This is a genomic window from Mycobacterium sp. (genome assembly GCF_050701675.1).
Taxonomy (GTDB): Bacteria; Actinomycetota; Actinomycetes; order Mycobacteriales; family Mycobacteriaceae; genus Mycobacterium.
Genome location: NZ_JBOGDD010000541.1, coordinates 1 through 23,165, shown reverse-complemented (window position 1 = coordinate 23,165; position 23,165 = coordinate 1). Strand labels below are relative to the sequence as shown.

Annotated in this window: 20 protein-coding genes and 1 pseudogene; 7 read left to right on the top strand and 14 right to left on the bottom strand. The window is 67.5% G+C overall.

Annotated features, from left to right (window positions below; genetic code table 11):
- The 5 genes from ACRDUX_RS16400 to ACRDUX_RS16380 form a co-directional block, all read left to right on the top strand.
- Positions 1-238: TfoX/Sxy family protein (locus ACRDUX_RS16400; protein WP_526415073.1), on the top strand; the 238-nt coding region annotated here is incomplete at its 5' end.
- Positions 239-279: 41 nt separating this feature from the next.
- A complete protein-coding gene (locus tag ACRDUX_RS16395; RefSeq protein ID WP_526415072.1) occupies positions 280-933 on the top strand; it encodes an HhH-GDP family DNA glycosylase in 654 nt (217 codons plus the stop codon).
- A 4-nt stretch (positions 934-937) separates the two neighbouring features.
- On the top strand, positions 938-2,161 hold the full coding sequence (locus ACRDUX_RS16390) for an NAD(P)/FAD-dependent oxidoreductase (protein ID WP_526415071.1): 1,224 nt from the start codon (positions 938-940) through the stop codon (positions 2,159-2,161).
- 101 nt (positions 2,162-2,262) lie between these two features.
- The gene (locus ACRDUX_RS16385) at positions 2,263-2,913 is read left to right on the top strand and encodes a hypothetical protein (RefSeq protein ID WP_526415070.1); all 651 of its coding nucleotides are present in this window, start codon (positions 2,263-2,265) and stop codon (positions 2,911-2,913) included.
- Positions 2,913-6,086 carry a helicase HerA domain-containing protein gene (locus tag ACRDUX_RS16380; RefSeq protein ID WP_526415069.1) on the top strand — a complete coding sequence of 1,058 codons (3,174 nt, stop codon included), beginning with the start codon at positions 2,913-2,915 and terminating at the stop codon, positions 6,084-6,086. Before ACRDUX_RS16385 ends, ACRDUX_RS16380 begins: the two co-directional genes overlap by 1 nt.
- 156 nt (positions 6,087-6,242) lie before the next feature.
- Here ACRDUX_RS16380 and ACRDUX_RS16375 read toward each other — a convergent pair whose 3' ends face one another.
- The 10 genes from ACRDUX_RS16375 to ACRDUX_RS16330 are packed head-to-tail and all read right to left on the bottom strand — an operon-like array spanning position 6,243 to position 16,736.
- Positions 6,243-7,292 carry a substrate-binding domain-containing protein gene (locus ACRDUX_RS16375; RefSeq protein WP_526415068.1) on the bottom strand — a complete coding sequence of 350 codons (1,050 nt, stop codon included), beginning with the start codon at positions 7,290-7,292 and terminating at the stop codon, positions 6,243-6,245.
- Positions 7,293-7,343: 51 nt separating this feature from the next.
- A complete protein-coding gene (locus ACRDUX_RS16370) occupies positions 7,344-8,393 on the bottom strand; it encodes a substrate-binding domain-containing protein (protein ID WP_526415067.1) in 1,050 nt (349 codons plus the stop codon).
- Positions 8,394-8,448: 55 nt separating this feature from the next.
- Positions 8,449-9,486: an ABC transporter permease gene (locus ACRDUX_RS16365; RefSeq protein ID WP_526415066.1), complete on the bottom strand. Its 1,038-nt coding sequence runs from the start codon at positions 9,484-9,486 to the stop codon at positions 8,449-8,451.
- Positions 9,483-11,045, bottom strand: a complete 1,563-nt coding sequence (locus tag ACRDUX_RS16360) for a sugar ABC transporter ATP-binding protein (protein WP_526415065.1) — start codon at positions 11,043-11,045, stop codon at positions 9,483-9,485. Before ACRDUX_RS16360 ends, ACRDUX_RS16365 begins: the two co-directional genes overlap by 4 nt.
- Positions 11,042-12,160: a zinc-dependent alcohol dehydrogenase gene (locus tag ACRDUX_RS16355; RefSeq protein WP_526415064.1), complete on the bottom strand. Its 1,119-nt coding sequence runs from the start codon at positions 12,158-12,160 to the stop codon at positions 11,042-11,044. Before ACRDUX_RS16355 ends, ACRDUX_RS16360 begins: the two co-directional genes overlap by 4 nt.
- The gene (locus ACRDUX_RS16350) at positions 12,154-12,939 is read right to left on the bottom strand and encodes an SDR family NAD(P)-dependent oxidoreductase (protein ID WP_526415063.1); all 786 of its coding nucleotides are present in this window, start codon (positions 12,937-12,939) and stop codon (positions 12,154-12,156) included. Before ACRDUX_RS16350 ends, ACRDUX_RS16355 begins: the two co-directional genes overlap by 7 nt.
- Complete coding sequence (locus ACRDUX_RS16345; RefSeq protein WP_526415062.1) at positions 12,936-13,979, bottom strand: NAD(P)-dependent alcohol dehydrogenase; 1,044 nt, start codon at positions 13,977-13,979, stop codon at positions 12,936-12,938. Before ACRDUX_RS16345 ends, ACRDUX_RS16350 begins: the two co-directional genes overlap by 4 nt.
- Positions 13,976-14,617, bottom strand: a complete 642-nt coding sequence (locus ACRDUX_RS16340) for a ribulose phosphate epimerase (RefSeq protein ID WP_526415061.1) — start codon at positions 14,615-14,617, stop codon at positions 13,976-13,978. The genes ACRDUX_RS16345 and ACRDUX_RS16340 overlap by 4 nt, the downstream gene beginning before the upstream one ends.
- Positions 14,614-16,101, bottom strand: a complete 1,488-nt coding sequence (gene xylB, locus ACRDUX_RS16335) for a xylulokinase (RefSeq protein WP_526415060.1) — start codon at positions 16,099-16,101, stop codon at positions 14,614-14,616. Before xylB ends, ACRDUX_RS16340 begins: the two co-directional genes overlap by 4 nt.
- Positions 16,098-16,736: an SIS domain-containing protein gene (locus tag ACRDUX_RS16330; RefSeq protein ID WP_526415059.1), complete on the bottom strand. Its 639-nt coding sequence runs from the start codon at positions 16,734-16,736 to the stop codon at positions 16,098-16,100. The genes xylB and ACRDUX_RS16330 overlap by 4 nt, the downstream gene beginning before the upstream one ends.
- Before the next feature lie 133 nt (positions 16,737-16,869).
- On the opposite strand from ACRDUX_RS16330, the gene ACRDUX_RS16325 reads away from it, so the two are divergent.
- Entirely contained in the window at positions 16,870-17,790 is a 921-nt protein-coding gene (locus ACRDUX_RS16325; RefSeq protein ID WP_526415058.1) for a sugar-binding transcriptional regulator, read from the top strand.
- A 31-nt stretch (positions 17,791-17,821) separates the two neighbouring features.
- Complete coding sequence (locus ACRDUX_RS16320) at positions 17,822-18,556, top strand: SDR family NAD(P)-dependent oxidoreductase (RefSeq protein WP_526415057.1); 735 nt, start codon at positions 17,822-17,824, stop codon at positions 18,554-18,556.
- On the opposite strand, the gene ACRDUX_RS16315 is transcribed toward ACRDUX_RS16320, so the two are convergent.
- The 4 genes and pseudogenes from ACRDUX_RS16315 to ACRDUX_RS16300 form a co-directional block, all read right to left on the bottom strand.
- A complete protein-coding gene (locus ACRDUX_RS16315; protein WP_526415056.1) occupies positions 18,549-19,589 on the bottom strand; it encodes a LacI family DNA-binding transcriptional regulator in 1,041 nt (346 codons plus the stop codon). The genes ACRDUX_RS16320 and ACRDUX_RS16315 overlap by 8 nt on opposite strands.
- A gap of 5 nt (positions 19,590-19,594) precedes the next feature.
- Entirely contained in the window at positions 19,595-20,845 is a 1,251-nt protein-coding gene (locus tag ACRDUX_RS16310) for an alpha-hydroxy acid oxidase (protein WP_526415055.1), read from the bottom strand.
- A 2-nt stretch (positions 20,846-20,847) separates the two neighbouring features.
- Positions 20,848-22,296, bottom strand: a complete 1,449-nt coding sequence (locus ACRDUX_RS16305) for a rhamnulokinase (RefSeq protein ID WP_526415054.1) — start codon at positions 22,294-22,296, stop codon at positions 20,848-20,850.
- Positions 22,293-23,165: pseudogene (locus ACRDUX_RS16300) on the bottom strand (SDR family oxidoreductase); the annotation flags it as partial. The gene ACRDUX_RS16305 and the pseudogene ACRDUX_RS16300, both read right to left, overlap by 4 nt.

The window sequence follows — 23,165 nt, the reverse complement described above, 5'->3', positions numbered from 1 at the left end:
CCTGATCGGCGGCCACATGTCGGTCGCCGCGAGCGGTCGCGGCGGCCTGATGGTGAGGGTGCCGCCGGACGAGACGGAGAAGCTGCTGAAGCGCGAACACGTCGAGCCGATGGTAATGGCGGGCCGGGAGACTCGCGGCTGGGTGAGCGTCTCCGACGACGGTGTGCGAACGAAGCGGCAGTTGCAGTCCTGGGTGTCGCGGGGCGTGGCCCACGCCAAGAGCCTGCCGCCCAAGTAGTGCATTGTTTGTCCAGGCCCCCATCGGGTATGCGCACCGAAATGAGTGAGACCTCCCTGGTCGTGCGGCGTCTCCTCGACACAGCTGGCACGACGTATGCCGACGAGGCAGGCATCCGGTTGCGCAACGAGCCGATGCCGCTGTTCCAGTTGCTGGCCCTGGCGATGCTGGCGAGCAAGCCGATCGGTGCCGACGTCGCAGCGCGTGCGGCGCGCGAGGTGTTTCAGGCGGGCATTCGCACGCCGACTGCGGTGCGCGACGCACATCGCACGTCGCTCATCGATGCGTTCGGCCGCGCCGGGTACGCGCGCTACGACGAGAGCTCGGCGACGAGGCTGCGCGACATGGCCGAGGCCGTCCTGGATCGCTACGGGGGCGACCTGCGCAAGCTGGCAGCCGAGGCGCGGGAGGATCGCGCCGAAGCCATCCACGCCCTGCAACGCTTCAAGGGCATCGGCGACACCGGCTCCGGCATCTTCATGCGCGAGGTGCAGGACGTGTGGCCATGGGTTAGACCGTATTTCGACGATCGCGCCATCGCGGGAGCCGAAGAGCTCGGCCTGCCCACGAAACCGGATGAGCTGGCTGAGCTCGCGCCGCGGAGTGCGGCCCGCCTGGCCGCGGCACTGACGCGGGTGTCGCTGAGCTCGGATCTTCGCGACCACGTCACCGAATTCCCCACCAGTAAGGAGTAGTGACATGCCCACATTCGTCATCGTCGGCGGTGGCCTGGCCGGTGCCAAGGCTGCAGAAGCATTGCGGGACAACGGATTCGACGGAGAGATCATTCTCTTCGGAGCGGAGGAACACCTGCCTTACGAACGTCCGCCGCTGTCGAAGGACTATCTCGCGGACAAGAAGGCACTCCCGGACTTCACCGTCGACCCCGAAGACTGGTACCGCGAGCACGACGTCGACCTGCGGCTCGGCACCGAGGTCACCAGCATCGACCGGCTGACACACTCCGTGGGCTTCGACGAGGGCCACCACCAGGGCTACGACAAACTTCTGCTCGCCACCGGCTCGAGTTCACGCCGCCCTCCGATTCCCGGCGGCGACGCGGGCGGTGTGCACTACCTGCGCACCGTCGACGACGCATCCGATCTCCTCGCCGTCCTGACCGAAGGAGCCCGGCTGGCCGTCGTCGGCGCTGGCTGGATCGGACTGGAGGTCGCCGCGAGCGCCCGTGCACGCGGCGTCGAGGTGACGGTGGTGGAGAGCGCGGAGCTTCCGCTGCTCGGCGCGCTCGGCCGCGAAGCCGCCGAGGTGTTCGCCAAGCTGCACCGCGAACACGGCGTCGACCTACGCCTGAACACGTCGGTGGAGCAGATCACCACCGACGGCGGAAAGGCGACCGGCTTGAAGCTCGGTGACGGGTCGACGGTGAGCGCGGACGCCGTGTTGGTCGCGGTGGGGGCCAAGCCCAACACCGAGCTCGCCGAGAAGGCAGGCCTGGAGCTTGCCGACGGTGGAGTCCTGGTCGACGCGTCACTGAAGACCAGCGACGACGACGTGTACGCCGTCGGTGACATCGCGGCCGCCGACAATCCACTCTTCGGCACCCGGATCCGCACCGAACACTGGGCCAACGCGCTCAAGCAGCCTGCGGTGGCCGTCGCGGGCATGATGGGAAACCCCGGCGTCTACGACGAATTGCCCTACTTCTTCACCGACCAGTACGACCTGGGGATGGAGTACGTCGGACACGCGGCAGATTACGCCTCGGCGGTGTTCCGCGGCGACGTCGACGGACGAGAGTTCACCGTGTTCTGGCTCGACGCCGAGAGCCGGGTGCTGGCCGGCATGAACGTCAACGTCTGGGAGGGACTCGACGACATCAAGGACCTGATCCGATCGCGCGAGCCGGTGGACCCCGGGCGTCTCGCCGACACCGACGTCCCACTGGCCGAGCTCGGCGGCTGACGTCCGCGGCGCACATCTGAGGCGTAGGTGAGAATGGACGACGATCGTCCAACGGTGCGGGGGCTCTACTCCAAGAAGAGACACGACGAAGGGAATCTCGCGTGAGCATCGACCCCGAGGAACTGACCGGCACCGAGCAAGCGGTGCTGCTGGTTCTGATGGCCGAAGCACGACCGATCCGCAATCCCGAATTGGCAACCTTGGGGCCGGAATTGAAGAAGCAGGATCGGGACGAGCTGGTACGACGTGGGCTGATCGAAGTCACCACGGAGGGCCGAGCGATGGTGCTCGAGCTGACCGACAAGGGTTGGGCAACGTGTGCGAGGTTGTTCGGCGCCAACGTGCCCGCGCAGTCGAAGGGTCAGGGCAAGGCGCTCTACACCGTGCTGCGCGCGCTGCGCCGCTACTTCGACCGCGACGATCTGGCCCCCGGTGACGTGTTCGTGCCGCTCGATGACCGCGCGCTGGCCGGGGAACCCGACGTGCTGGGAGATCAGGTCGAAGACAAGGTCCGCGGCGCCTACGTGCGGCTCGCGGCTCGGGCCGGCGGCTGGGTGGACCTGGTCCGCCTGCGGGATGAGCTGTCGGGCGTGCCGAGGCACGATCTGGACGCCGCCCTCACCCGGATGCACCGCGTTCCTGGGGTGAGTCTGATCCCCGAGGAGAACCAGAAGGTGCTGACCGACGCCGATCATGCCGCCGCTGTCACCATCGGCGCCGAGGACAAGCACATGATCGCGATCGAGAAGTGATGGATCCTCGGCAGCGGGATGCCTTGAAGTCACTGCGCTTGTCGTTCGCGCCTGCCGCCGACGATCTGTGGCACTCGCAGGGCACCCTTCACGTGCCTGGTGTCAACGACGGGGCGCTCGAGGTGGTGATGGCCGCCTTCGACGACGCCGATCGCGCGCCGGACTCGAGCCCACTCGGTGTCGTGGTGCGGGGCCGGGCCGGATCGGGCAAGACCCATCTCCTCGGCCAGGTGCGTGAACGGGTACAGGCTCAGGACGGCTTCTTCTTCCTGCTGGAACTACTGGACGCCACCAGCTTCTGGGAATCGGCCCGCAGCAGCATCCTGGAGAGCCTCGGCAGGCCTGCCGCCGATCGCGAAACACAGCTCAAGGAGGTGTTGTGGCGGCTCGCATCCGTCGCTCACGTGTCAAGGGCCGACCGCCGCGCCATCGCGGGTGAGGACGAACTGACGCCGGAGATCCTGTCCACCTTCGTCAACGCACTCAACAAGTCGAACCCGCAGGTGGTGCGCCGGGCACACCACACCCTGCGTGCGCTCGTCATGCTCGGCGCGACCGAACTCGGCGTCCAGGACGTCGGACAGGCCTACCTCAACTCGGCAGAGGACGTCGACGACACCGGCCGCAGGACCTGGGGCATCGGAGTGTCGACCCTGACGCCGCAGGAATGCGTGCGCGACATCTCGCGACTGGTCGCCCTCGCCGGGCCTTCGGTTCTGGCGATCGACCAGATCGACACGCTCCTCGCGCAGTCCGCCACGTCGACGGCTGGTCGCGATGGCAGCGCAGGAGACAACCGCGACCTCGAGCACGTCGCGCACGGGCTCATGGGGATCAGGCAGACGATGCGGCGCACCGCCGAGGTCGTTGCGTGCCTGCCCGTGGTGTGGGAGTTGATCAGATCGCGGGCGACCGCCACGGTGGCCGACAGGTTCAGGGAGACCGCCCCGCTGAGTCCACTGCCCAATGCCGCTGTCGCCAGGGCAATCCTGGAGCGACGATTCACCGCCAGCTACCGCTCGGTGGGGTTCACGCCGCCCTACCCGAGCTGGCCCATCTTGGCCTCCGCCTTCGACGACGCGCCCGACCTCACACCGCGCCAGTTGCTCCAGCGCGCCGACGCCCACGTCCGTTGGTGTCTGGAGCGCGACGCCGTCGAGGAGTTGGCGCATCTCAAAGAGCGTGCGGGCGAGGCGGTTCCGGAGGAATCCCACGGTGACGCCGAAGCAGGCGCGCCACGCGACAGCGCCGACTTCGACCGGCGATTCGCCGACTACCGGCGGCGCGCGGTCGGCGCGGCCGCCCTGGATCCCGAGGGCGAGGACACCACGGTGCCCGGCCTACTGTCCGCCGCGTTGGACGCCTGGATCGCCGAACGCGGGGACCCCGAGCAGACCTTCCGGCTCGACCCGCCGCCGGGCAAGCGGGTGGTCCTGCACGGCCGGCTGCGCCAAAGCCTCGACGCCGAAACCGACGACGAACGGCACTGGGCGTTTCGGGCGATCGCCAGCCCCAACGCCATCGCGGCTCAGAACCGCATCAAGAATGCCCGGGCAGCAACCGGTTTCGGCACCAACCTGGACAAGCGAAAGCTCTTCCTGCTCCGCAACCAGCCGTGGCCCGCAGGGGTCAAGACGGCGCAGGTGGTCGCTGACTTCGAGCAGGCGGGCGGCCGGACACTGATCCTGACGGACGGCGATCTGCGCATCCTCTCCGCACTGCGGGACCTGATCGACGACGACCATCCCGACCTGCGCGCGTGGCTGGTGGCCCGCAAACCCGCGCACGGGCTCGCCTTCCTGCGGGACGCATTCGGCGAGGGCGCAGGCCCGCTGCCCACCGAGGTACCGGAACCGGCCTTCGAGCCGGAGCCCGAACCACCGACAGAACCGAACACCGGTGTACAGGACGCGCCAAGAGAAGAGTCCCCGACGGCCGTGCCGCTGGGCACCGACGACGCGTCGGGACGTCGGTTGAGCGTGGAGCTCCTCGCCCTGCGCAAGCACACGGCGATCTTCGCTGGCTCGGGATCGGGCAAGACGGTGCTGATCCGCCGACTCGTCGAGGAGTGCGCCCTGCGCGGGGTGTCGTCGATCGTGTTGGACCCCAACAACGATCTCGCGCGGCTCGGGCTGCCGTGGCCCGAGCCGCCGCGGGGATGGCACGCGGCGGACACCCCGCGTGCCACCGACTATCTGAGCAACACCGAAGTCGTGGTGTGGACGCCGCGCCGCTCGGCGGGCAGACCGTTGGCGTTTCAGCCGCTGCCTGACTTCGCGAGCGTGGCCGACGACCGCGACGAGTACGACGAGGCCGTCGAATCCGCCTTCGCCGCACTGGAGAACCGTGCGCTGATCTCGGGAAACACGCCCAAGGCCAACCAATCCCGTGCGGTCCTGCGACAGGCCTTGCAGTGGTACGGACGGCAGGGGTCCACCTCCCTGCCCGGGTTCCTGCAGGTGCTCGCGGACCTACCCGACGGCGCAAGCACGATCGGCAGTGCGCGGGAGCGGGCGGCGGAGCTCGGTCAGAATCTGCGCGCCGCCATGGTGAACGATCCGATGTTCGGCGGTGACGGAACCCCGGTGGACCCGGGAGCGCTCCTGACGCCGTCGGACGGGTATCGGGCCAGGGTGTCGGTGATCAGCATGGTCGGGCTGCCCAATGATCAGCAGCGCCAAGGGTTCGTGAACCAGCTGCAGATGGCGCTGTTCGCGTGGATCAAGCGCAATCCGGCGGGTGACCGCCCACTTGGCGGGCTGCTGGTGATGGACGAGGCACAGAACTTCGCGCCGTCGGGCCGGACGACCGAATCCACCTACAGCACACTGGCGTTGTCGTCACAGGCCCGCAAGTACGGACTCGGATTGGTCTACGCCACCCAGGCGCCACGGGGTCTGAACCCTCACATCGCCGGTAACTCCGCCACGCAGTTCTACGGACTGCTGAACGCCCCGGCGCAAATCGCCACGGCCAAGGAGATGGCGCGCGTCAAGGGTGGGTACGTGCCCGACATCAGCAGGTTGAGGGCGGGCAACTTCTACGCCGCGCTCGAAGGCAGCGCCTTCGAGAAGATCACCGCGCCGTGGTGTCTCTCGCATCACCCCCACAGCCCGCTGACCACCGAAGAGGTACTGGACCTGGCGAAGCTGCCGCTGGGACCGAAACCCTGACCGACTTCGGCTGCCGCGCAGCGAATTCTGCAGCAGGGTCGTGACCCATGGAGAACGCGACCGTGGTGCAGAACTCGCGACCATGCACGACCCGCCGACGCGAAACGGGACCGGCCGCAGGGGGGTGGGGCCGGTCCCGTTCCATTCAGGGTGGAACTAGGGCTGCTTCTGCCCGGGGATGCCCTCATAGGCGATGTCGCCGGTCTTGAGGTTCGCCGCGGTCAGCTCGCCGAGGCCGTCGAGGAACTTCTGGCGTTCCGTGACGACGTGCTGGATCGCGACGTCCACGTTGTCCTTGGTGATCGCGGGCATCACGTAGACCGGATCCTTGTTCACCTGCTCGTTCTTCACGATCGCGTTGGCGACGGCGAGGCCTGCCGACAGCTCGACGGTGCCGTTCTGCAGTGAGGTGCCGATGAATTCACCACTCTTGACGGCGTTCAGGCCGTCCTCGATGCCGTCGATCCCGACGATGGGCACGTCCGTCCGATTGGCTTCCTTGAGCGCCTGAAGCGCTCCGAGACCCATGTCGTCGTTCTGGGCGACGACACCGTTGATCTGCGGCCCGAAGCTGGAGATCCAGTTCTTCGTCTTGTTGACGGCCTCGTCGCGCTTCCAGTTGGCGGTGTCCTTGGCGAGCACCTTGATGTCGGGGTACTTGGCCAGCACCTGGTCGATCCCCTTGCCGCGGTTGATCTCACCTGAGCCACCGAGCGGGCCCTGCAGGATGACGATGTTGCCCTTGCCGCCGAGCTTGTCGGCCATCATCTGCATTTCCTGGGCACCCGCGGCCACGTCATCGGGCTGAACGTTGCCCGCGAGGTCGGGGCTCTCCAACGCTGCGTTGACCGCAAGCAACGGGATGTTCTTCGCCTTGGCCGACGCGATCTGCGGACCGAGCGAATCCGCCTGTACCGGAACGACGATGATGGCGCTGACACCCTGATTGATCAGTGAGTCGACCTGGCTGGCCTGCGTCGAGACGTCGTTGTTGGCCGAGTTCCACACCAGTTCGATGTCGTTGTCCTTGGCGTACTGGTCCATCCCCTCCTTGCCGGCGGTGATGAACGAGCTCATGTCGTACACCGTGACACCGATCCGCGTCTTGCCGCTCTTCGACTCGGTATCGCCCGCGCCACAGGCGGTCAGCCCGAGGCCAAGCAGCCCCGCCGCGGCGACGGCACCCAGCTTCATCGTCAGTTTCATCTGTTCACTCTCTTCGGGGTGTGGTCATTGAATGTGTTGTCGGACTGGTGGTTACGGCTGCTTCTGACCGGGGATGCCCTCGTAGGCGATGTCGCCGGTCTTGAGGTTCTGTGCGGTCAGGGCGCTGAGGCCGTCGAGGAACTTCTGCCGCTCGGTCACGACGTGCTGGATCGCGACGTCGACGTTGTCCTTGGTGATCGCGGGCATGATGTACACGGGTGCGATGTTGACCTGCTCCTTCTTGGCCAACGCGTTGGCGACGGCCAGCCCAGCGGACAGCTCGACGGTGCCGTTCTGCAGTGAGGTGCCGATGAACTCGCCACTCTTGACGGCGTTCAGGCCGTCCTCGATGCCGTCGATGCCGACGATCGGTACGTCCGTGCGACCGGATTCCTTGAGCGCCTGTAGCGCTCCGAGGCCCATGTCGTCGTTCTCGGCGACGACGGCGTTGATCTGGGGCCCGAAGCCCGAGATCCAGTTCTTCACCTTGTTGACGGCCTCATCGCGCTTCCAGTTGGCGGTGTCCATCGCCAGTATCTTGATCTCCGGGTACTTGGCCAACACGTTCTTGATGCCCTTCGTGCGGTCGAGTTCGCCGGACTGGCCGAGCGGACCCTGCAGCACGACGATGTTGCCCTTGCCACCGAGGTGGTCGGCCATCATCTGCATTTCCTGCTCACCGGCCTTGACGTCGTCCGGCTGCACGTTGCCTGCGATGTCCTTGCTGTCGAGCGCCGCGTTCACCGGAACCAGCGGGATGCCCTTCGCCTTGGCCGAAGCCACCTGCGGCCCAAGCGAATCCGCCTGCACCGGGACGACGATGATGGCATCGACGCCCTGGTTGATCAGTGAGTCGACCTGGTTGGCCTGGGTGGAGACGTCGAGGTTGGCCGAGTTCCAGACCAATTCGATGTTGTTGTCCTTGGCGTACTGGTCCATGCCCTCCTTGCCTGCGGTGATGAACGAGCTCATGTCGTACACCGAGACGCCGACCCGCGTCTTGCCGCTCTTGGACTCGGTGTCGCCTGCGCCGCAGGCGGTCAGGCCGAGTCCAAGAAGCCCCGCCGAGGCGATGGCGACGAACTTCGTTGTCAGTCTCATCTGGTCTCTCACTCTCATTGTGTCGATCGATGTCCGAAACTTTGCCATCAAGGGATCACGTTCGTCGTCGAGTCGACCAGACGTCGACCGCGACTGCCGCGACGATCAGGACGCCCTTGATCACGTCCTGCCAGTACGCGGGCACCACCAGGATGTCCAACCCGTTGTTGAGCGTCTGGATGATGAAGAGACCCAGCACCGTCCCCCAGATCGTGCCGCGCCCGCCCATGAGGCTGGCCCCGCCGATGACGACCGCCGCGATGGCGTCGAGCTCGTAGCCCTGGCCAAGGTTGGGCGGTCCCGAGATGACGCGGGAGGCCAGCATCACGCCGGAGATGCCCGCCAGTAGACCGGACAGCGCGTAGACGCTGAAGAGCACGTTCTTGGCGTTGATACCTGCGATCTCGGCGGCGTTGCGGTTACCACCGACGGCGTAGACCCGCATGCCGTAGGTGGTCCGCTTCATCACGATCGCCAGCACGATGATGCCGATGATCATGACGAGCACGGGGATCGTCAGACCGAGGATCTTCGTGTTGGCGATGGAGCCGAACTCGGCGGGCAGCCCGTTGATCGGAGCGCCGCCACCGATCACGTAGGCAAGACCGGAGCCCGCCGTCAACGTGCCCAACGTCGCGATGAACGGCGGCACGTTGATGCGCGACACCATGATTCCGTTGAGGGAACCGACCACCAGTCCGACGACCATGGCGACCAGAACGGTCATCCAGACCTGTCCGGGATTGGCCTTCGCCGTCGCGGCACCCGCCATGGCCGACACCGCGATCACGCTGCCCACCGACAGGTCGATGCCGCCGGTCAGGACCACCAGGGTCTGTCCGAGTGCGATGAGGGCGAATGGGGCGGCGGCGACCAGGATGGTGACGAGGTTGTCGACGGTGCCGAATCGCGCACTGCGGTAACTGAAGTACGCGATCACCAGCAGCATGATGATGACCATCGAGTACCGCAGCGCGATACCGCCGATCCACTCGCGGGAGAACAGCTTCACTGGCTCGCCCGTCGTCGGTGACGTCACCACCGGCGGTCCGGAGGCCTCCGGGGTGTCTTCGGTATCGACTTGGGTTGTCACGATGCTGCCTCCGGTGAATCAGGCCGCTCATCGGCCGTGGGGGTGGGTATGTGTTTCGGCCCGTCCAGTGCGGTCGCCATCCGGAACACTGATTCTTGGACCGCGGGGTGGTCGAGCGCGTCGCGGTCGAGTTCGCCGACGAAGGCCCCTGCGCGCATGACGAACGCGCGGTGCGACAGCCCGATGATCTCGGGCATGTCCGACGATGCCATCACGACGGCCATCCCTGCCTCGGCGAATTCAGTGATGATGCGGTAGATCTCGCTTCGGGCGCCGACATCCACACCGCGGGTGGGTTCGTCGAGCAGAAGGACGTTCACCTCACCGGTCAGCCATCGGGCCAGCACGACCTTCTGCTGGTTTCCTCCCGACAGCGTGCCGACCAGCTGGCCCATCCCGCTGCTGCGCAGCCGCACCGACTTCATCACGTCGGACACGGCCTTGGTGCGGGCCTTGCCACGCAGCCAGCCCGCGACGCTGAACGACGACAGCCGCGGAAGCGACCCGTTGTCGAGCACGCTCATCGAGAGAACGACACCCGAGATCTTGCGGTCCTCGGGAACCATCGCCATACCCTCGGTGATCGCAGCGGCAGGCGCGTTGCGCTTGACTTTTCTGCCGCATACCAGGATCTCGCCTGAAGTGGAGCGGCGAGCGCCGAAGATGGCCTCCAGCAGTTCGGTTCGCCCCGCGCCGACCAGCCCGGCGAGCCCGACGATCTCCCCGGAGCTCACGGAGAACGACACCGGCTCGGTAGCCCCGTCGACCTGCAGGTCACGGATCTCGAGCACCGTGTCGGGCTTCGGCCCGACGAGGTCGGGGAACAGAGCGTTGAGTTCACGGCCGATCATCGCGGTGACGATGTCGTCGTCTGTCACCTCGGTGAGCGGCTTGTCGAGGATCAAACCGCCGTCGCGCAATACCACGACCCGGTCGGCGATCGCGCGGATCTCGGCCATCTTGTGCGTGGTGTAGACCATGGCGACCCCGTGGTCGCGCAGTCGTCGCACGATTCCGTACAGGCCCTCGACCTCGCGTTCGGAGATGGCCGAGGTGGGCTCGTCGAGCATGACGACCTGCGCGCCGGTCCGAGCCGCCTTGACGATCTCCACGATCTGCCGCAGGCCGACGGGCAGGCTGCCCATCCGCGCGGTCGGCGAGATGGCCACGTCGAACGCCGACAGCGTGTCCTTTGCCTCGTCGATCATCGCGCGCCGGTTCAGGAACGGCCCCACCTTGAGTTCCCGTCCCACGAACAGGTTCTCGTAGACCGTCATGTCCTCGATGGACGCGAGCTCCTGCGGGACGATCGCCACGCCGTGCTTGACGGCGTCTCGCGGGTTGCCTGGGGCTAGATGGGTGCCCTGCACCGACACCGAACCACCGTCGGCGCTGTACTGACCGCTGACGATCTTCATCAACGTCGACTTGCCTGCGCCGTTCTCACCGGCCAGCGCCGTCACGGTGCCGGGCTCCAGATCCAGCGTGATGCCCTTCAAGACCGGAACGCCGCCGAAACTCTTGGTGATGTCGGCACATTCGAGGATGGCCGAGCTCATGACGGACTCCCTACGACATTCCCCGTCGCTTCGCTCGCCCCAGGTTGATCCCCCGTCGCTTCGCTCGCCCCAGCCAACACGACGACCTTGACGTTCTCCGGGTCCATCGACGCGGTGAAGGCCTCCGCTGCATGCTCGAAGTCGAAGCGGGCAGTGATGATCTCATCGATCGGCACCGCACCGGAGCTGAGCAGGTCGATGGCGGCGGTGTAGTCCTCTCGGACGTACATCAGGTTGCCGATCAGGGCCAGCTCGCGATCCTGGATCAGATCGAGCCGGACCGGAACGGCGCCCGCCGCGACGCCGACGATCATGATGGCGCCACCCTTGTCGACCAGATCGACGGCTTGGGCCACCGAGCTCTCCCTGGCCACGCAGTCGATGACGACGGCAGCGGGGCCGCCGAGCAGCGCCAGCGCCGACTCGACGGCGTCGGGAGCAGTGGGATCGAAACTTCCTGCGGCACCGAGACGTTCGGCCCGCTCGCGCTTGGAAGCCAGCAGGTCGGCGACCACCACGTTGGCGCCTGCGTCTCGGAGGGCCAGAAGCACGAACAGCCCGATGGGGCCTGCTCCGATGACCACGACAGGACGGCCGCGCAAGTCGCCGACCGCCTCCGCGGCGCGGCGGACGGCGTGGACCGGGGTGGCCAAGGGCTCGATGAGGATGGCGTGGTCGTCGTCGAGCTCGGGGTTCAGCGCGATGACCCGGTCGACGGCTACGGTGAAGCTGTCCGCCAGTCCGCCGGGGGTCTGGCAGCCGAGCACCAGAAGCTCCCGGCATATGTTGTAGCGACCGGCGAGGCATTGGGTGCAATGGCCGCAGGCCAGGTTGGGTTCCACGACGACGCGGGTTCCCACCCACGAGTCGTCGACTCCGGCGCCTACGGCGTCGACGACGCCGATCACCTCGTGTCCTGGGCGGTACGGCAAGTCGATGAACGGGTGGTGACCGCACGCCGCGTGCGTGTCCGATCCGCAGATGCCGACGACCGTGCCGCGGATGCGCACCTCACCGGGCGCCGGCGCGGCCTCGGGCACGCTCTCGAACACGACGTCGTCGATCGACTTGACGACCACCCGACGGTTGAGGCCCGGCTGTGCGCCATTCACCATGCGGTGTACCCCCCGTCGGCGACCAGGACCGATCCCGTGATGAACGAGGCCGCGTCGCTGGCGAGGAACACGACGCTTGGCGCGATCTCCTCGGGAAGCGCGTACCGCTGCTGGGGTGCGTCGTCGATCCAGTACCGCTTGAGATCGGGGCGGTCCACCGGCGCCATCTCGGTCTTGCAGTAGCCCGGAGCCACCGCGTTGACCCGGATCCCCAGCGGAGCCCACTCCGCTGCAAGCGACTTGGTGAGATGGTGGACCGCAGCCTTGGAGGCGTTGTACGCGGGCTGCATCTGCGGACGGTTCACGATGAGGCCCGACATCGAGCCGATGTTGACCACCGAGCCCGAGCCACGCTCGCGCATGTGGGCACCGACCGCCAGCGAGACGGCCCACAGCGCCTTGACGTTCAGGTCGAAGACGTCATCCCACTGATCCTCGGTGACGTCCCAGGACTCGGCGTGATAGCAGGTGCCTGCGTTGTTGACGAGGATGTCGACGTGGCCAAGCGCCTGGATCGCCTCGGCCGTCATGCGGGCGACGTCGGCCGAACTGGTGATGTCGGCGGTGATCGGGTGCATGGTGTGTCCCGCCGCGGCGGCCTCCGCGGTCACCTTGTCATTGCGTTCGGCACTGCGGCCGGCGATCGCGACCGTCGCGCCCGCATTTGCCAGGCCGAAGGCGAATGCCTTTCCTAGGCCTTGGTTTCCGCCGGTGACGAGCGCAGTGCGACCCGTGAGATCGAATGGTGAACGGGTGCTCGTGATGGCACTCTCCTTCATTTCGGTACGACGATCGACTTGAGGCTGGCCGGGTCGGTGTCGCTGTCAAGTGCCTCGCCGACGTGCTCGAGGTCGTATCTGCCGGTCACCATCGCGTCGAGGTCGACAGCGCCCGATGTCACCAGATGTATTGCAGCAGGCCAGGTATCGGTGTACCGGAAGACTCCGGTCACGTTGATCTCCATGTTCTGGATGTAGCCGATGGGCAGGGCGAAGTCGCCGGAGCCCATTCCGACCAGGACGACGTGGCCGGCCGGGCCGACCGCCTTGATGCCGCTGACCACTGCGGGGGCAGCGCCGCTGGCGTCGACGAAGGCGTCGACCTGAGGATCGAGCGCGGCGACGTCGTCGACGAGGGGATCGATGACCTCGGTGGCACCGAAGCGCAAGACGCTCTCCCGCCGCGACTGCAGCGGATCGGAGACGACGATCCGCGCGGCGCCGAACGCATGGGCAGCCTGCGCGCAGATGACGCCGATGGGCCCGGCGCCGGCGATGAGGATCGAACTTCCCGGCTGGACGTGGGCCTTGCGCATCGTCGTGACGGCCACCGACAGCGGCTCGAGCAGTGCCGCAGCCTCATCGGACATGGAATCCGGTACGGGATGGGCGAATTCGGAATCGATGGTGACGTAGCGGCAGAATGCGCCGTCGATCGGCGGGGTGGCGTAGAACTCCATGTAGGGGCACAGGTTGTAGCGGCCCGCGGTGCACTGCTTGCAGCGCCTGCACGGGTGTTGCGGTTCGACGGCGACACGCTGGCCGACGCGGGTCGGGTCGACCTGCTCACCCACCGCCGAGATGCGCCCGGACAGCTCGTGACCGAGGATCATCGGCTGCTCGACGACGAAGTCGCCGATCCGGCCGTGACGGTAGTAGTGCACGTCGGATCCGCAGACTCCGACCGCAGCGACCTCGACGAGGACTTCGTGCGGCCCTGGCGTCGGGACTTCCCTGTCCTCGATCTGTAGTGTGCGGACGCCGGTCATGACGCTGGCGCGCATGAGGGGCGGGGTGGTGGGTACGGTCTCAGTGCTCATATCGCTTCCCTTCGTTCTGAGGTCAGTAGGGCCCGCCCGACGACCATCTGGCGGACCCCGGCGGCGGCGCACAGTGGCGCGACTTCCTCGGTGATCCCGCCGTCGACGGCAACGGGCAGATCGGCGAACTGCGCCGTGCAGGCGGTGACGAGATCCAGCCGATCCAGCCGGCAGGCGTCGCGGGTGCCGGGTTCGATGAGCATCACCAGCACGCCGTCAGGGACGCTGGGCCACTGGGGATCCCCGACGCCGTCCCACTCGCGCCACAGCGCGATCCAGGCCTTGCCGCCGGCTGCCCGGACCGCGACGACGCGCTCGTCGGTGAACGTCTGCCATGGCAGGAACACGATGCCTGGATGCAGCGCGAGGATCTTCGGCAGCACGGCGTCCACGAAGTCGCCGGATCCGATCACGTGCACGCCCACCCGGTGTCGGTCTACGGCCGCGGAGATCATCTGCAGCTCAGCCAGACTCACGCCGGCGGGTAGCCCCTCAGACGCGGCCATCACGTCGATGTGGACGTCGAGTCCCTCCTCGGCCAGCGTCTGTGCCGCGAACAGCCGGGATCCTGGAGCCGCGTACACGGAACCGGCCAACATGCCAGGGAAACCGGTGTGCCACGAGGCGAGGGCGGTCATTGCGCGCCTTCCCCGTCGAGCAGCGGGGAGGCGGCCAGCGCTGCCCACCGCTTGCGCAGTGCGGTCACGTCCCTGCCGTGTTTGCGCGGTGCGACGCGGGCCCTGGCGTCCGGCAGCCACCGCTTCGCCAGGTCGACGAGACCGGCGGCGTCGGTGCGCGACGCCACGGCGGCTGCCTGGATGCACGCGCCGCGTGCGGTCGCCTCGTCGACGTCGGGAACCGTGACTTCGTCATCGAGCAGATCCGCCAGCAGTTGCAGCGTCGCCGGTGACCGGGCTCCCCCACCGACCACCGTTGCGGCGCCGCCGAGTTCGACACCGCACGCCGTCAGGCTGTCGCGTCCCGACAAGAGTGAGAGCAGTGGGCCCTCGACGAAGGCGCGCGCGAGCTCTTCGCGGGTCGTCTGTGAGGTGAGGTCGGCGAAGGCGCCGCGGGCGTTGGGACGATCGGGCGTGCGTTCCCCGTCTAGGAACGGCACCAGCACCGGGCCCTGGGTGGGTCCGGCCGCCAGTGCCAGCTCCGAGATGCCCGCGAGGTCGGTGCCGAGCAGGACGGCCGCCCTGTCGACGACCCTGGCCGCGTTGAGCGTGCTCATCAACGGCAGGTACCCACCGGTCATGTCGGCCACCCCGTCGACGGCGCCGGTGGTGTCGAAGACGGGACCCCGCGATGACGTCGCGACCACGCCAGAGGTACCGATGCTGAAGTACTGGTCGCCGTCGGTCAGGCCGAGGCCCAGGTAAGCGGCGTGCTGGTCGCCACCGCCCGCGCCGACCCTGACGTCGTCCCGGATGCCGAGTTCGGCTGCCCGCGCCGGGCGCACCGTGCCCGCCGCATCGGCAGGGCCCAGCACGGTCGGCAGCATGGTCGACCAATCCTGGTCCGCGCGAACGAGATCGAGGTAGGAGGGGATCCACTGTCCGTCCACGGCGTCGAAGTAGCCGGTGCCCGAGGCATCCGAGCGGTCGGTGACCTTCTCACCGGTCAGCCAGTAGGTGAGGTAGTCGTGGGGTAACAGGACGGTGGCGACCCGATCGAGCAGTCCCGGTTCGTGTTCGGCGACCCAGGCCAGCTTGGCGATGGTGAACGCGGCCGTGGGCAGCGAGCCGATGCGCATCACCCAGCGGCGGGCGCCGATGCGCTCGACGAGCCGGGCCAGGTTGGGCGATCCGGTCGTGTCGTTCCATAGCTTCGCCGCGCGCAGGGCATCGCCGTGCTCGTCGAGCAGCACCAACCCGTGGCACTGTGCGGCGACCGAGATCGCCCGCACGTCGGGCGGCTCCGCACATCGCGAAATCGCTTGGCGCGCAGCCGAGACGAACGCGGTGACCCAGTCGGCCGGATGCTGTTCGCTGGACGGCGGGAACGCAGGCGGATGGGGCGCCGACCCCGTGCCGAGCAGCCTGCCGGTGTTCGGGTCGCGAATCTCGACCTTGCACGACTGCGTTGACGAGTCGACGCCCATCACCGCGGGCGTCGTCACGAGGCCACCACGGGAGCGGAATCGTCGCCCGGCCGGAATCCGCGGGACCCGACGCCGCCTGCCGGGTGACTGTCGATGACGTCGCCGACGGTGTGTCCGCGCAGCGACATCGTCACCACGGCGACCGCGTCGCTCCATGCGCCGACCGCGAGGGTGCTGGCCATTGCGATCATGTCGCCGGGATCGGCGTCCGCGGGCGTCGGCGGGAGGGCTGCCACGCTCCCCGCGGCGAGGGCGAATGGCGAGTCGGGGCTCTCCGTGAGGGCGACGACGTGGATACCCCTTCGGCCAAGGCGCTCGACGAGGTTGGTGAGCTCTTGGCTCCTGCCGGTCTTGGAGATCGCCAGGACCAGGTCGGACGTGGTGATGGCGCCCATGCCGCCGTGCAGCGCATCCATCGACGGCAGGTAGACCGCGGGGGTCCCGCACACCGAAAGGAGGTGGGCAAGCCGCTCGGCCATGATCCCCGAGGTGCCCGAGCCGGTCGTCACGACTTTCCCAGGGACCCGGATCATCTGGTGGGCGACGGCCACGACGCTCGATTCGACGGCCCCGACCAGCGCGGCGAGGGCTGCGGACTCACGAGACAACACCGCACCGGCCAGTTCGGCCAGCCCGTCGCCGTCTTCGCTCATTTGTTGACTCCGCTACTCATGTGTTCCTTTGTGATGTGGATCATGCAATGCTTATGCTCACATGTCAATGTCGCTGCACATATGTGCAGAGGCCCGGCGAGCCTAGTGGCTCCGGATTCACGGGAGGCGACCGATGGGGCCTGATGAGCTTTTCCAGCGCGCGGTGATCGCCCGCCGGTACTACTTGGAAGGACGCACCCGGATCCAGATCGCCGAGGAGTTCGGGCTCTCCCGCTTCAAGGTGGCCAGGATGCTCGACGAAGCGATCGAGTCGGGAATGGTCGAGATCAAGATCCACAACCCGGGGGCCATCGACGTCGAGCTGTCGACGGCGCTGCAACGCCAGTACGGACTCGAGCACGCCTACGCGGTGGCAGCCGATTCGACGAACGCGGCCGACCACGTCGACGCCGTCGCGAGGGCGATGGCCGAACTGCTGCAGTCGATCCTGCGCGAAGGCGACGTGGTCGGCGTCGACTGCGGACGGACCCTCACGCACATCGCCCCGTACCTGACCACGCTTCCCCGATGCGACGTCGTGCAACTCACGGGCATGGCGGGCGCCATCACGTCGAACGGCACGGATCTGGTGAGACGGATCAGCGAGGTCAGCGGTGGCGAATCCTGGCCGCTGTACGCCCCGCTCGTCGTCACCGATGCGCGCACGGCGCAGAGCCTTGGCGACAATCTGCAGATCCGCGAGACCATCGGACGCCAAGCCTCGGTGAGTTGCGCCATCGTCTCGGTCGGAGCCTGGAGCGCGGGAGCCTCCCAGGTGTACGAATCGCTCACCGCCGACGAGGTGCGAACGCTCGGCGAGAGCGGCGTCTGCGGCGAGACATGCGCCCTGCTCATGGATTCCGAGGGCAGGCGGGTACCTGGTCTCGACGAGCGCCGGATGGGCATCGACGAGACGGTGCTGCGCGGGATCCCCACCAGGATCGCCATCGCAGCGGGCAAGGAGAAGGCCGCCGCCACCAGGGCGGTACTGAAGTCGGGGCTGGTGTCCTCCATCGTCACCGACGTCGACATCGCAACGGCCGTGCTCGACTGATCTGGCCCACACATCGAGGAGAGATGGGTATATGTCCGAAACAACCAAACCCGAAGTGGACTTCGACTTCCGGCTGGACGGACTGGTGGCTCTCGTCACCGGCGGCGCCTCCGGCATCGGCGCGGCCATCGCAGCCGCGTTCGCGGCGAAGGGCGCAACGGTCGCGGTCGCCGACCTCGCCACGGACGGTGGCTACACCTGTGACGTCTCCGATCCCGAGTCGGTCGAATCGACGGTGGCCGCCGTCGTCAACGACTTCGGCCGCATCGACATCCTGGTCAACAGCGCAGGCATTGCCAGACTTGCTCCTGCAGAGGATATTTCGCTCGCATACTGGGACTCCACGATTGCCGTCAACCTCAAGGGCACCTTCCTGATGTGTCAGACGGTCGGTAGGCACATGCTGGCCGCAGGCAGCGGTGCGATCATCAACATGGCGTCCCAGGCCGCCACCGTGGCGATCGAGGAACACGTCGCCTACTGCGCGTCGAAGTTCGGCGTAGTCGGCATCACCAAGGTTCTCGCCACCGAATGGGCGCCGCGCGGTGTGCGGGTGAACACCATCTCCCCCACCGTGGTACTCACCGACCTCGGCATCAAGGCGTGGGACAACCCCAAGGGCGACGCGCTGAAGAAGCAGATCCCCACCGGAAGGTTCGCCTATCCGGACGAGATCGCTGCTGCCGCAGTATTTCTGGCCTCTGGCGCGTCGGCCATGATCAACGGCGCCGACCTGGTCGTCGACGGCGGTTACACCATCAAGTAGCTGGATCTTTTCCCGGGTCGCTCCGCTCCTGCCCGCCGGCGGTCGAGGCCCGCACCACGAGTTCCGGGCGGAACACCACGTGTCGCGGCTCGGCCTCCGGCGACTCGACGGCCGCCAGCAACAGGTCGATGGCGGTGGTCCCGATGTTGGCGCTGGGCTGGCGTATCGACGACAGCGGAACGGCTGCCGAGCGCGCGAAGTCGATGTCGTCGTAGCCGATCAGCGCGATGTCACCGGGCACGCTCACCCCGCTGCCGGTCAGCGCCTGCAGCATGCCGATCGCCAGTAGATCGTTGGCGCAGAACACCGCATCGGGCCGCCGATCGATGGGCCTGGCGCACAGCGCCTCCCCCGCCGCCCGACCGGCAAGCACGCTTGGCTCGTGCGTGGGGATCACCTCCAACGTGGCGCCCGGGTGGTCGTCCGCAGCCTGTCGAGCACCGGCGAGGCGGTCCGCCACCTGCCGCAGACTCAGCGGACCGCCGAGGTACGCGATGCGCGTGCGACCCTGTCCGCACAGGTGATTCAGCGCCATCCGGCCACCGGCGACGTCGTCGACGGCCACCGAGGCGAACGGGGTTCCCGCACCGTCGCGGTCGACGAGCACCACGGGAACTCCGCGCCCGTGCAGGGCGAGCACGCGATCGAGGTCCTCGCCGACCGGCGAGATCAGCAAACCGAAGACGCGTTGCTCGTCGAAGGTTTCCAAGTATGCGCGCTCACGCTCTGGATCGTCATCGGAAGTGCCGAGCAGCACCACCAGGTTGCTTTGTGCCGCACGCCGTTCAGCCGACCGGGCGACGTCTGTGAAGAAGGGGTTCCCGACGTCGAGCACCAGCAGTCCGACGCAGTGCGACCGGCCCGCGCGCAGTTGACGGGCCGCATCGTTGCGGACGAACCCGAGCTGCTCGATCGCCGCGTGCACCCGCGCGACGGTGGCGGGCGCGACCCGCTCCGGCGCGTTGAGCACGTTCGAGACCGTGCCGACGGACACCGAGGCCGCCGCGGCGACGTCACGGATCCCGACCGCCATCCGGCCTAGCCCCCCGCCCCGCCCGTCACCGACCGCGGCGCCAACCGCACCAGCTGCGTGACGTGCTCCGGCTTCAGCTCTTCGAGGCAGGTGACGCCGAGCAGCCGCATGGTCCGCTCGACCTGACCGGACAGGATCTCGATGGCACGGTCGACGCCCGCTTCTCCGCCTGCCATGAGGCCGTACAGATAGGCGCGCCCGATCAGCGTGAACCGCGCTCCCATGGCGATGGCGGCCACCACGTCGGCGCCGGACATGATCCCGGTGTCGAGCAGGATCTCGGTGTCCTTACCGACCTCTGCGACCACCGCGGGTAGCAGATGGAACGGTATCGGCGCCCGATCCAGTTGACGGCCACCATGATTCGACAGCAGAACGCCGTCGACACCCAGGTCGGTGACGGCACGCGCATCGGCGACCGTCTGAACGCCCTTGACCACGAACTTGCCAGGCCACTGCGACTTGATCCAGGCGAGGTCTTCGAAGGTCACCGTCGGATCGAACATGGTGTCGAGCAACTCGGCGACGGTGCCCGACCATCGGTCCAGCGACGCGAAGGCCAGCGGTTCGGTGGTGAGGAAGTCGATCCACCACTGCGGCCGCGGCAGGGCGTTCGCGATGGTGCGCAGCGTCAGCGCAGGAGGAATGGACATCCCGTTGCGCTTGTCTCGCAGCCGAGCGCCTGCGACCGGAACGTCCACCGTGACGAGCAGGGTGTCGAACCCAGCGGCAAGGGCGCGTTCGACAAGCGCCATCGACCGGTCGCGGTCCTTCCACATGTAGAGCTGAAACCAGTTCCGGCCCAACGGGTTCGCCGCCTTGACGTCCTCGATGGCCGTGGTGCCCATCGTGGAGAGTGAGAACGGGATGCCCGCCCTGGCCGCCGCGTGCGCGCCAGCGATCTCACCCTCGGTGTGCATCATCCTGGTGAACCCGGTGGGCGCGATCCCGAAGGGCATGCTGACGGGTCCCCCGAGGACGTCCCACCCGGTCCTCACCTTCGAGACATCACGCAGGATCGCCGGATGGAACTCGATGTCGGAGAACGCCTGCCTGGCGCGCGCGATGGACAGCTCGGCCTCAGCCGAACCGTCGGTGTAGTCGAACGCGGCCCGCGGGGTGCGTCTACGCGCGATGCGACGCAGGTCTTCGATCGTCAGTGCCTTGTCCAACCGGCGCTTCGTCGCGTCGAACTCCGGTTTCTTGAACTGCATCAGCGGCGCAAGGTCGTGCCTGTTCGGTAGCCGTCTCTTCATCGTCAAGCCCTTCCCGCCGGGGTCCGTTGGGGTTCAAAGCGCAGCCCTGCCAGCGCCGTGGCCATGGTGCCACGCAGATCATCGAGATCTCCGTGCAACAGGCCGTGTGCGCGGGCCTGAATCAGTACGTTGCCGATCGCGGTCGCCTCAACGGGTCCGGCGACCACCGGCTTGCCGACGCGGTCGGCGACGAGCTGACAGAGCAGCCGGTTGCGGGCGCCACCGCCGACGAGGTGAACCGTCTCGACGGGGATGCCCGACAGCGCGGACGCCTGCTCAACGCCACGGGCGAATCCAGCGGCAAGGCTCTCGACGATCGCCCGGGCCATCTCGGCCCGGTCCGACGGCGCGGGGAGACCGCGCTCGGCATACCAGCCCAGGATGCGCGCCGGGATGTCACCCGGTTCGACGAACCTGGGATCGTCGCCATCGAACACCTCGGCGGGCGGCGCGCAGGCAGCGGCCTGCTCCAGCAGCAGGGTGAGGTCGATGCGCGAGCCGTCGCGCTCCCATTGGCGGACCGACTCGCTGAGGAGCCACAGGCCCATCACGTTGCGCAGGAAGCGAATTCGCCCGTCGGCTCCCACCTCGTTGGTGAAGTTGGCGGCGCGGGCTTCTTCGCTGACCACCGGACCTGGCAGTTCAACTCCCACCAGTGCCCAGGTACCACAGGAGACGTAGGCCGCCGACCCAGAGGCCATGGGAATCGCTACGACCGCCGACGCGGTGTCGTGCGAGGCCACCGTGGTGACACGCAGTCGCGTGTTCAGCCCCACGCGGTCTGCGAGATCGGCGAGCACGGGGCCGAGTTCGGCGCCCGGTTCGGCCAGTCGGGGAAACAGACCGTTGGGCAGGCCGAGCATCGTCTCGAGTTCGGTGTCCCACTGCCCGGCGATGTCCAGCAGCCCGGTGGTCGAGGCGTTGGTCCGCTCGGTCACCATCTGCCCCGTCAGCCAGTAGCCGATCAGGTCGGGAACCAGCAGTGCGGCATCCGCGACGTCAAGCGCGCCATCGAGTTCGTCGGCAGCGAGTTGGAACATGGTGTTGAAGTTCAGGAACTGCAATCCATTTCGGGCATAGATCTGCTCTTGGGTGAGTTTGGCGTGCACCGTGTCGGCGCCGAGTGCGCATCGCGCGTCGCGGTAGTTGTACGGCAGTCCCAGAAGCGTTCCGTCGCGCAGCAGACCGTAGTCGACGGCCCAGGAGTCCACGCCGACGCTCGTCAACTCCGGCGCGGAACGCCCAGCCTCGGCCAGTCCGGCGCAGACGTTGGCGAACAGGCCGGGAAGGTCCCAGTGCATCGCGGTACGCCGACCGTTCCACAGGTAGACGGGGTCGTTCGCGAACCGATGCACCGCCCGCATCTCGAGCGTCCCCTGACCGACCGACGCCAGCATGACGCGCCCGCTGGTGGCGCCAAGGTCTACCGCTGCGAACGTCCCGGCGCTCATCGTAGGAAGGCGGCCGCCACGCCGGCATCGACCGGCACGTGCAATCCCGTCGTGTGGGAGAAGTCCGAGGTGCATAGCGCAAACGCCGCGTTGGCGATGTTCTCCGGCAGCACTTCACGTTTGAGCAGGGTGCGCTGCGCGTAGTACTTGCCGAGGTCCTCCTCCGGGACGCCGTAGACGGCCGCCCGCTTGGCACCCCACCCGCCCGCGAAGATGCCCGAACCCCGGACCACGCCGTCGGGATTGATGCCGTTGACCTTGATGCCGTGCTCACCGAGTTCAGCGGCCAGCAGACGCACCTGATGGGCCTGGTCGGCCTTCGTCGCCGAGTAGGCGATGTTGTTGGGGCCCGCGAACACCGAGTTCTTGGACGAGATGTAGATGATGTCGCCGCCCAACTTCTGGTCGATCAGCGCCCGTGCCGCCGCCTTCGACACCAGGAACGAGCCACGGGCCATGACGTTGTGCTGCAGGTCCCAGTCCTCAGCCGTCGTCTCGAGCAGCGACTTGGACAGGGACAGCCCGGCGTTGTTGACGACGATGTCGATCCCGCCGAAGGCCAGCACGCATGCGTCGATCGCGGCCTGCACGGCGGACTCGTCGGTGACGTCGGCGGCGATGCCGATCGCCACGTCGGAGTTGCCGAGTTCTTCCGCTGCGGCAGCGGCCTTCTCAGCGCTGAGGTCGGCGATCACGACGCAGGCCCCCTCGGCCGCCAATCGGGTCGCGATCGCCTTGCCGATGCCGGACGCGGCGCCGGTGACCAGGGCGATCCTGGTGGCCAGTGGCTTCGGTTTCGGCATCCGCGCGAGCTTGTCCTCCTCCAGCGCCTAGTATTCTTTTCTGTAATTATACGCGTCGTGGATTGG

What these genes read in the sequence shown, in the direction of transcription:
- ACRDUX_RS16370 (WP_526415067.1), bottom strand. Translation starts at nt 8,393, where the DNA reads ATGAGACTGACAACGAAGTTCGTCGCCATCGCCTCGGCGGGGCTTCTT.
- ACRDUX_RS16360 (WP_526415065.1), bottom strand. Translation starts at nt 11,045, where the DNA reads ATGAGCTCGGCCATCCTCGAATGTGCCGACATCACCAAGAGTTTCGGC.
- ACRDUX_RS16345 (WP_526415062.1), bottom strand. Translation starts at nt 13,979, where the DNA reads ATGAGCACTGAGACCGTACCCACCACCCCGCCCCTCATGCGCGCCAGC.
- ACRDUX_RS16330 (WP_526415059.1), bottom strand. Translation starts at nt 16,736, where the DNA reads ATGAGCGAAGACGGCGACGGGCTGGCCGAACTGGCCGGTGCGGTGTTG.
- ACRDUX_RS16395 (WP_526415072.1), top strand. Translation starts at nt 280, where the DNA reads ATGAGTGAGACCTCCCTGGTCGTGCGGCGTCTCCTCGACACAGCTGGC.
- ACRDUX_RS16315 (WP_526415056.1), bottom strand. Translation starts at nt 19,589, where the DNA reads ATGGCGGTCGGGATCCGTGACGTCGCCGCGGCGGCCTCGGTGTCCGTC.
- ACRDUX_RS16355 (WP_526415064.1), bottom strand. Translation starts at nt 12,160, where the DNA reads ATGGTGAATGGCGCACAGCCGGGCCTCAACCGTCGGGTGGTCGTCAAG.
- ACRDUX_RS16325 (WP_526415058.1), top strand. Translation starts at nt 16,870, where the DNA reads ATGGGGCCTGATGAGCTTTTCCAGCGCGCGGTGATCGCCCGCCGGTAC.
- ACRDUX_RS16305 (WP_526415054.1), bottom strand. Translation starts at nt 22,296, where the DNA reads ATGAGCGCCGGGACGTTCGCAGCGGTAGACCTTGGCGCCACCAGCGGG.
- ACRDUX_RS16380 (WP_526415069.1), top strand. Translation starts at nt 2,913, where the DNA reads ATGGATCCTCGGCAGCGGGATGCCTTGAAGTCACTGCGCTTGTCGTTC.
- ACRDUX_RS16390 (WP_526415071.1), top strand. Translation starts at nt 938, where the DNA reads ATGCCCACATTCGTCATCGTCGGCGGTGGCCTGGCCGGTGCCAAGGCT.
- ACRDUX_RS16375 (WP_526415068.1), bottom strand. Translation starts at nt 7,292, where the DNA reads ATGAAACTGACGATGAAGCTGGGTGCCGTCGCCGCGGCGGGGCTGCTT.
- ACRDUX_RS16350 (WP_526415063.1), bottom strand. Translation starts at nt 12,939, where the DNA reads ATGAAGGAGAGTGCCATCACGAGCACCCGTTCACCATTCGATCTCACG.
- ACRDUX_RS16340 (WP_526415061.1), bottom strand. Translation starts at nt 14,617, where the DNA reads ATGACCGCCCTCGCCTCGTGGCACACCGGTTTCCCTGGCATGTTGGCC.
- ACRDUX_RS16320 (WP_526415057.1), top strand. Translation starts at nt 17,822, where the DNA reads ATGTCCGAAACAACCAAACCCGAAGTGGACTTCGACTTCCGGCTGGAC.
- ACRDUX_RS16310 (WP_526415055.1), bottom strand. Translation starts at nt 20,845, where the DNA reads ATGAAGAGACGGCTACCGAACAGGCACGACCTTGCGCCGCTGATGCAG.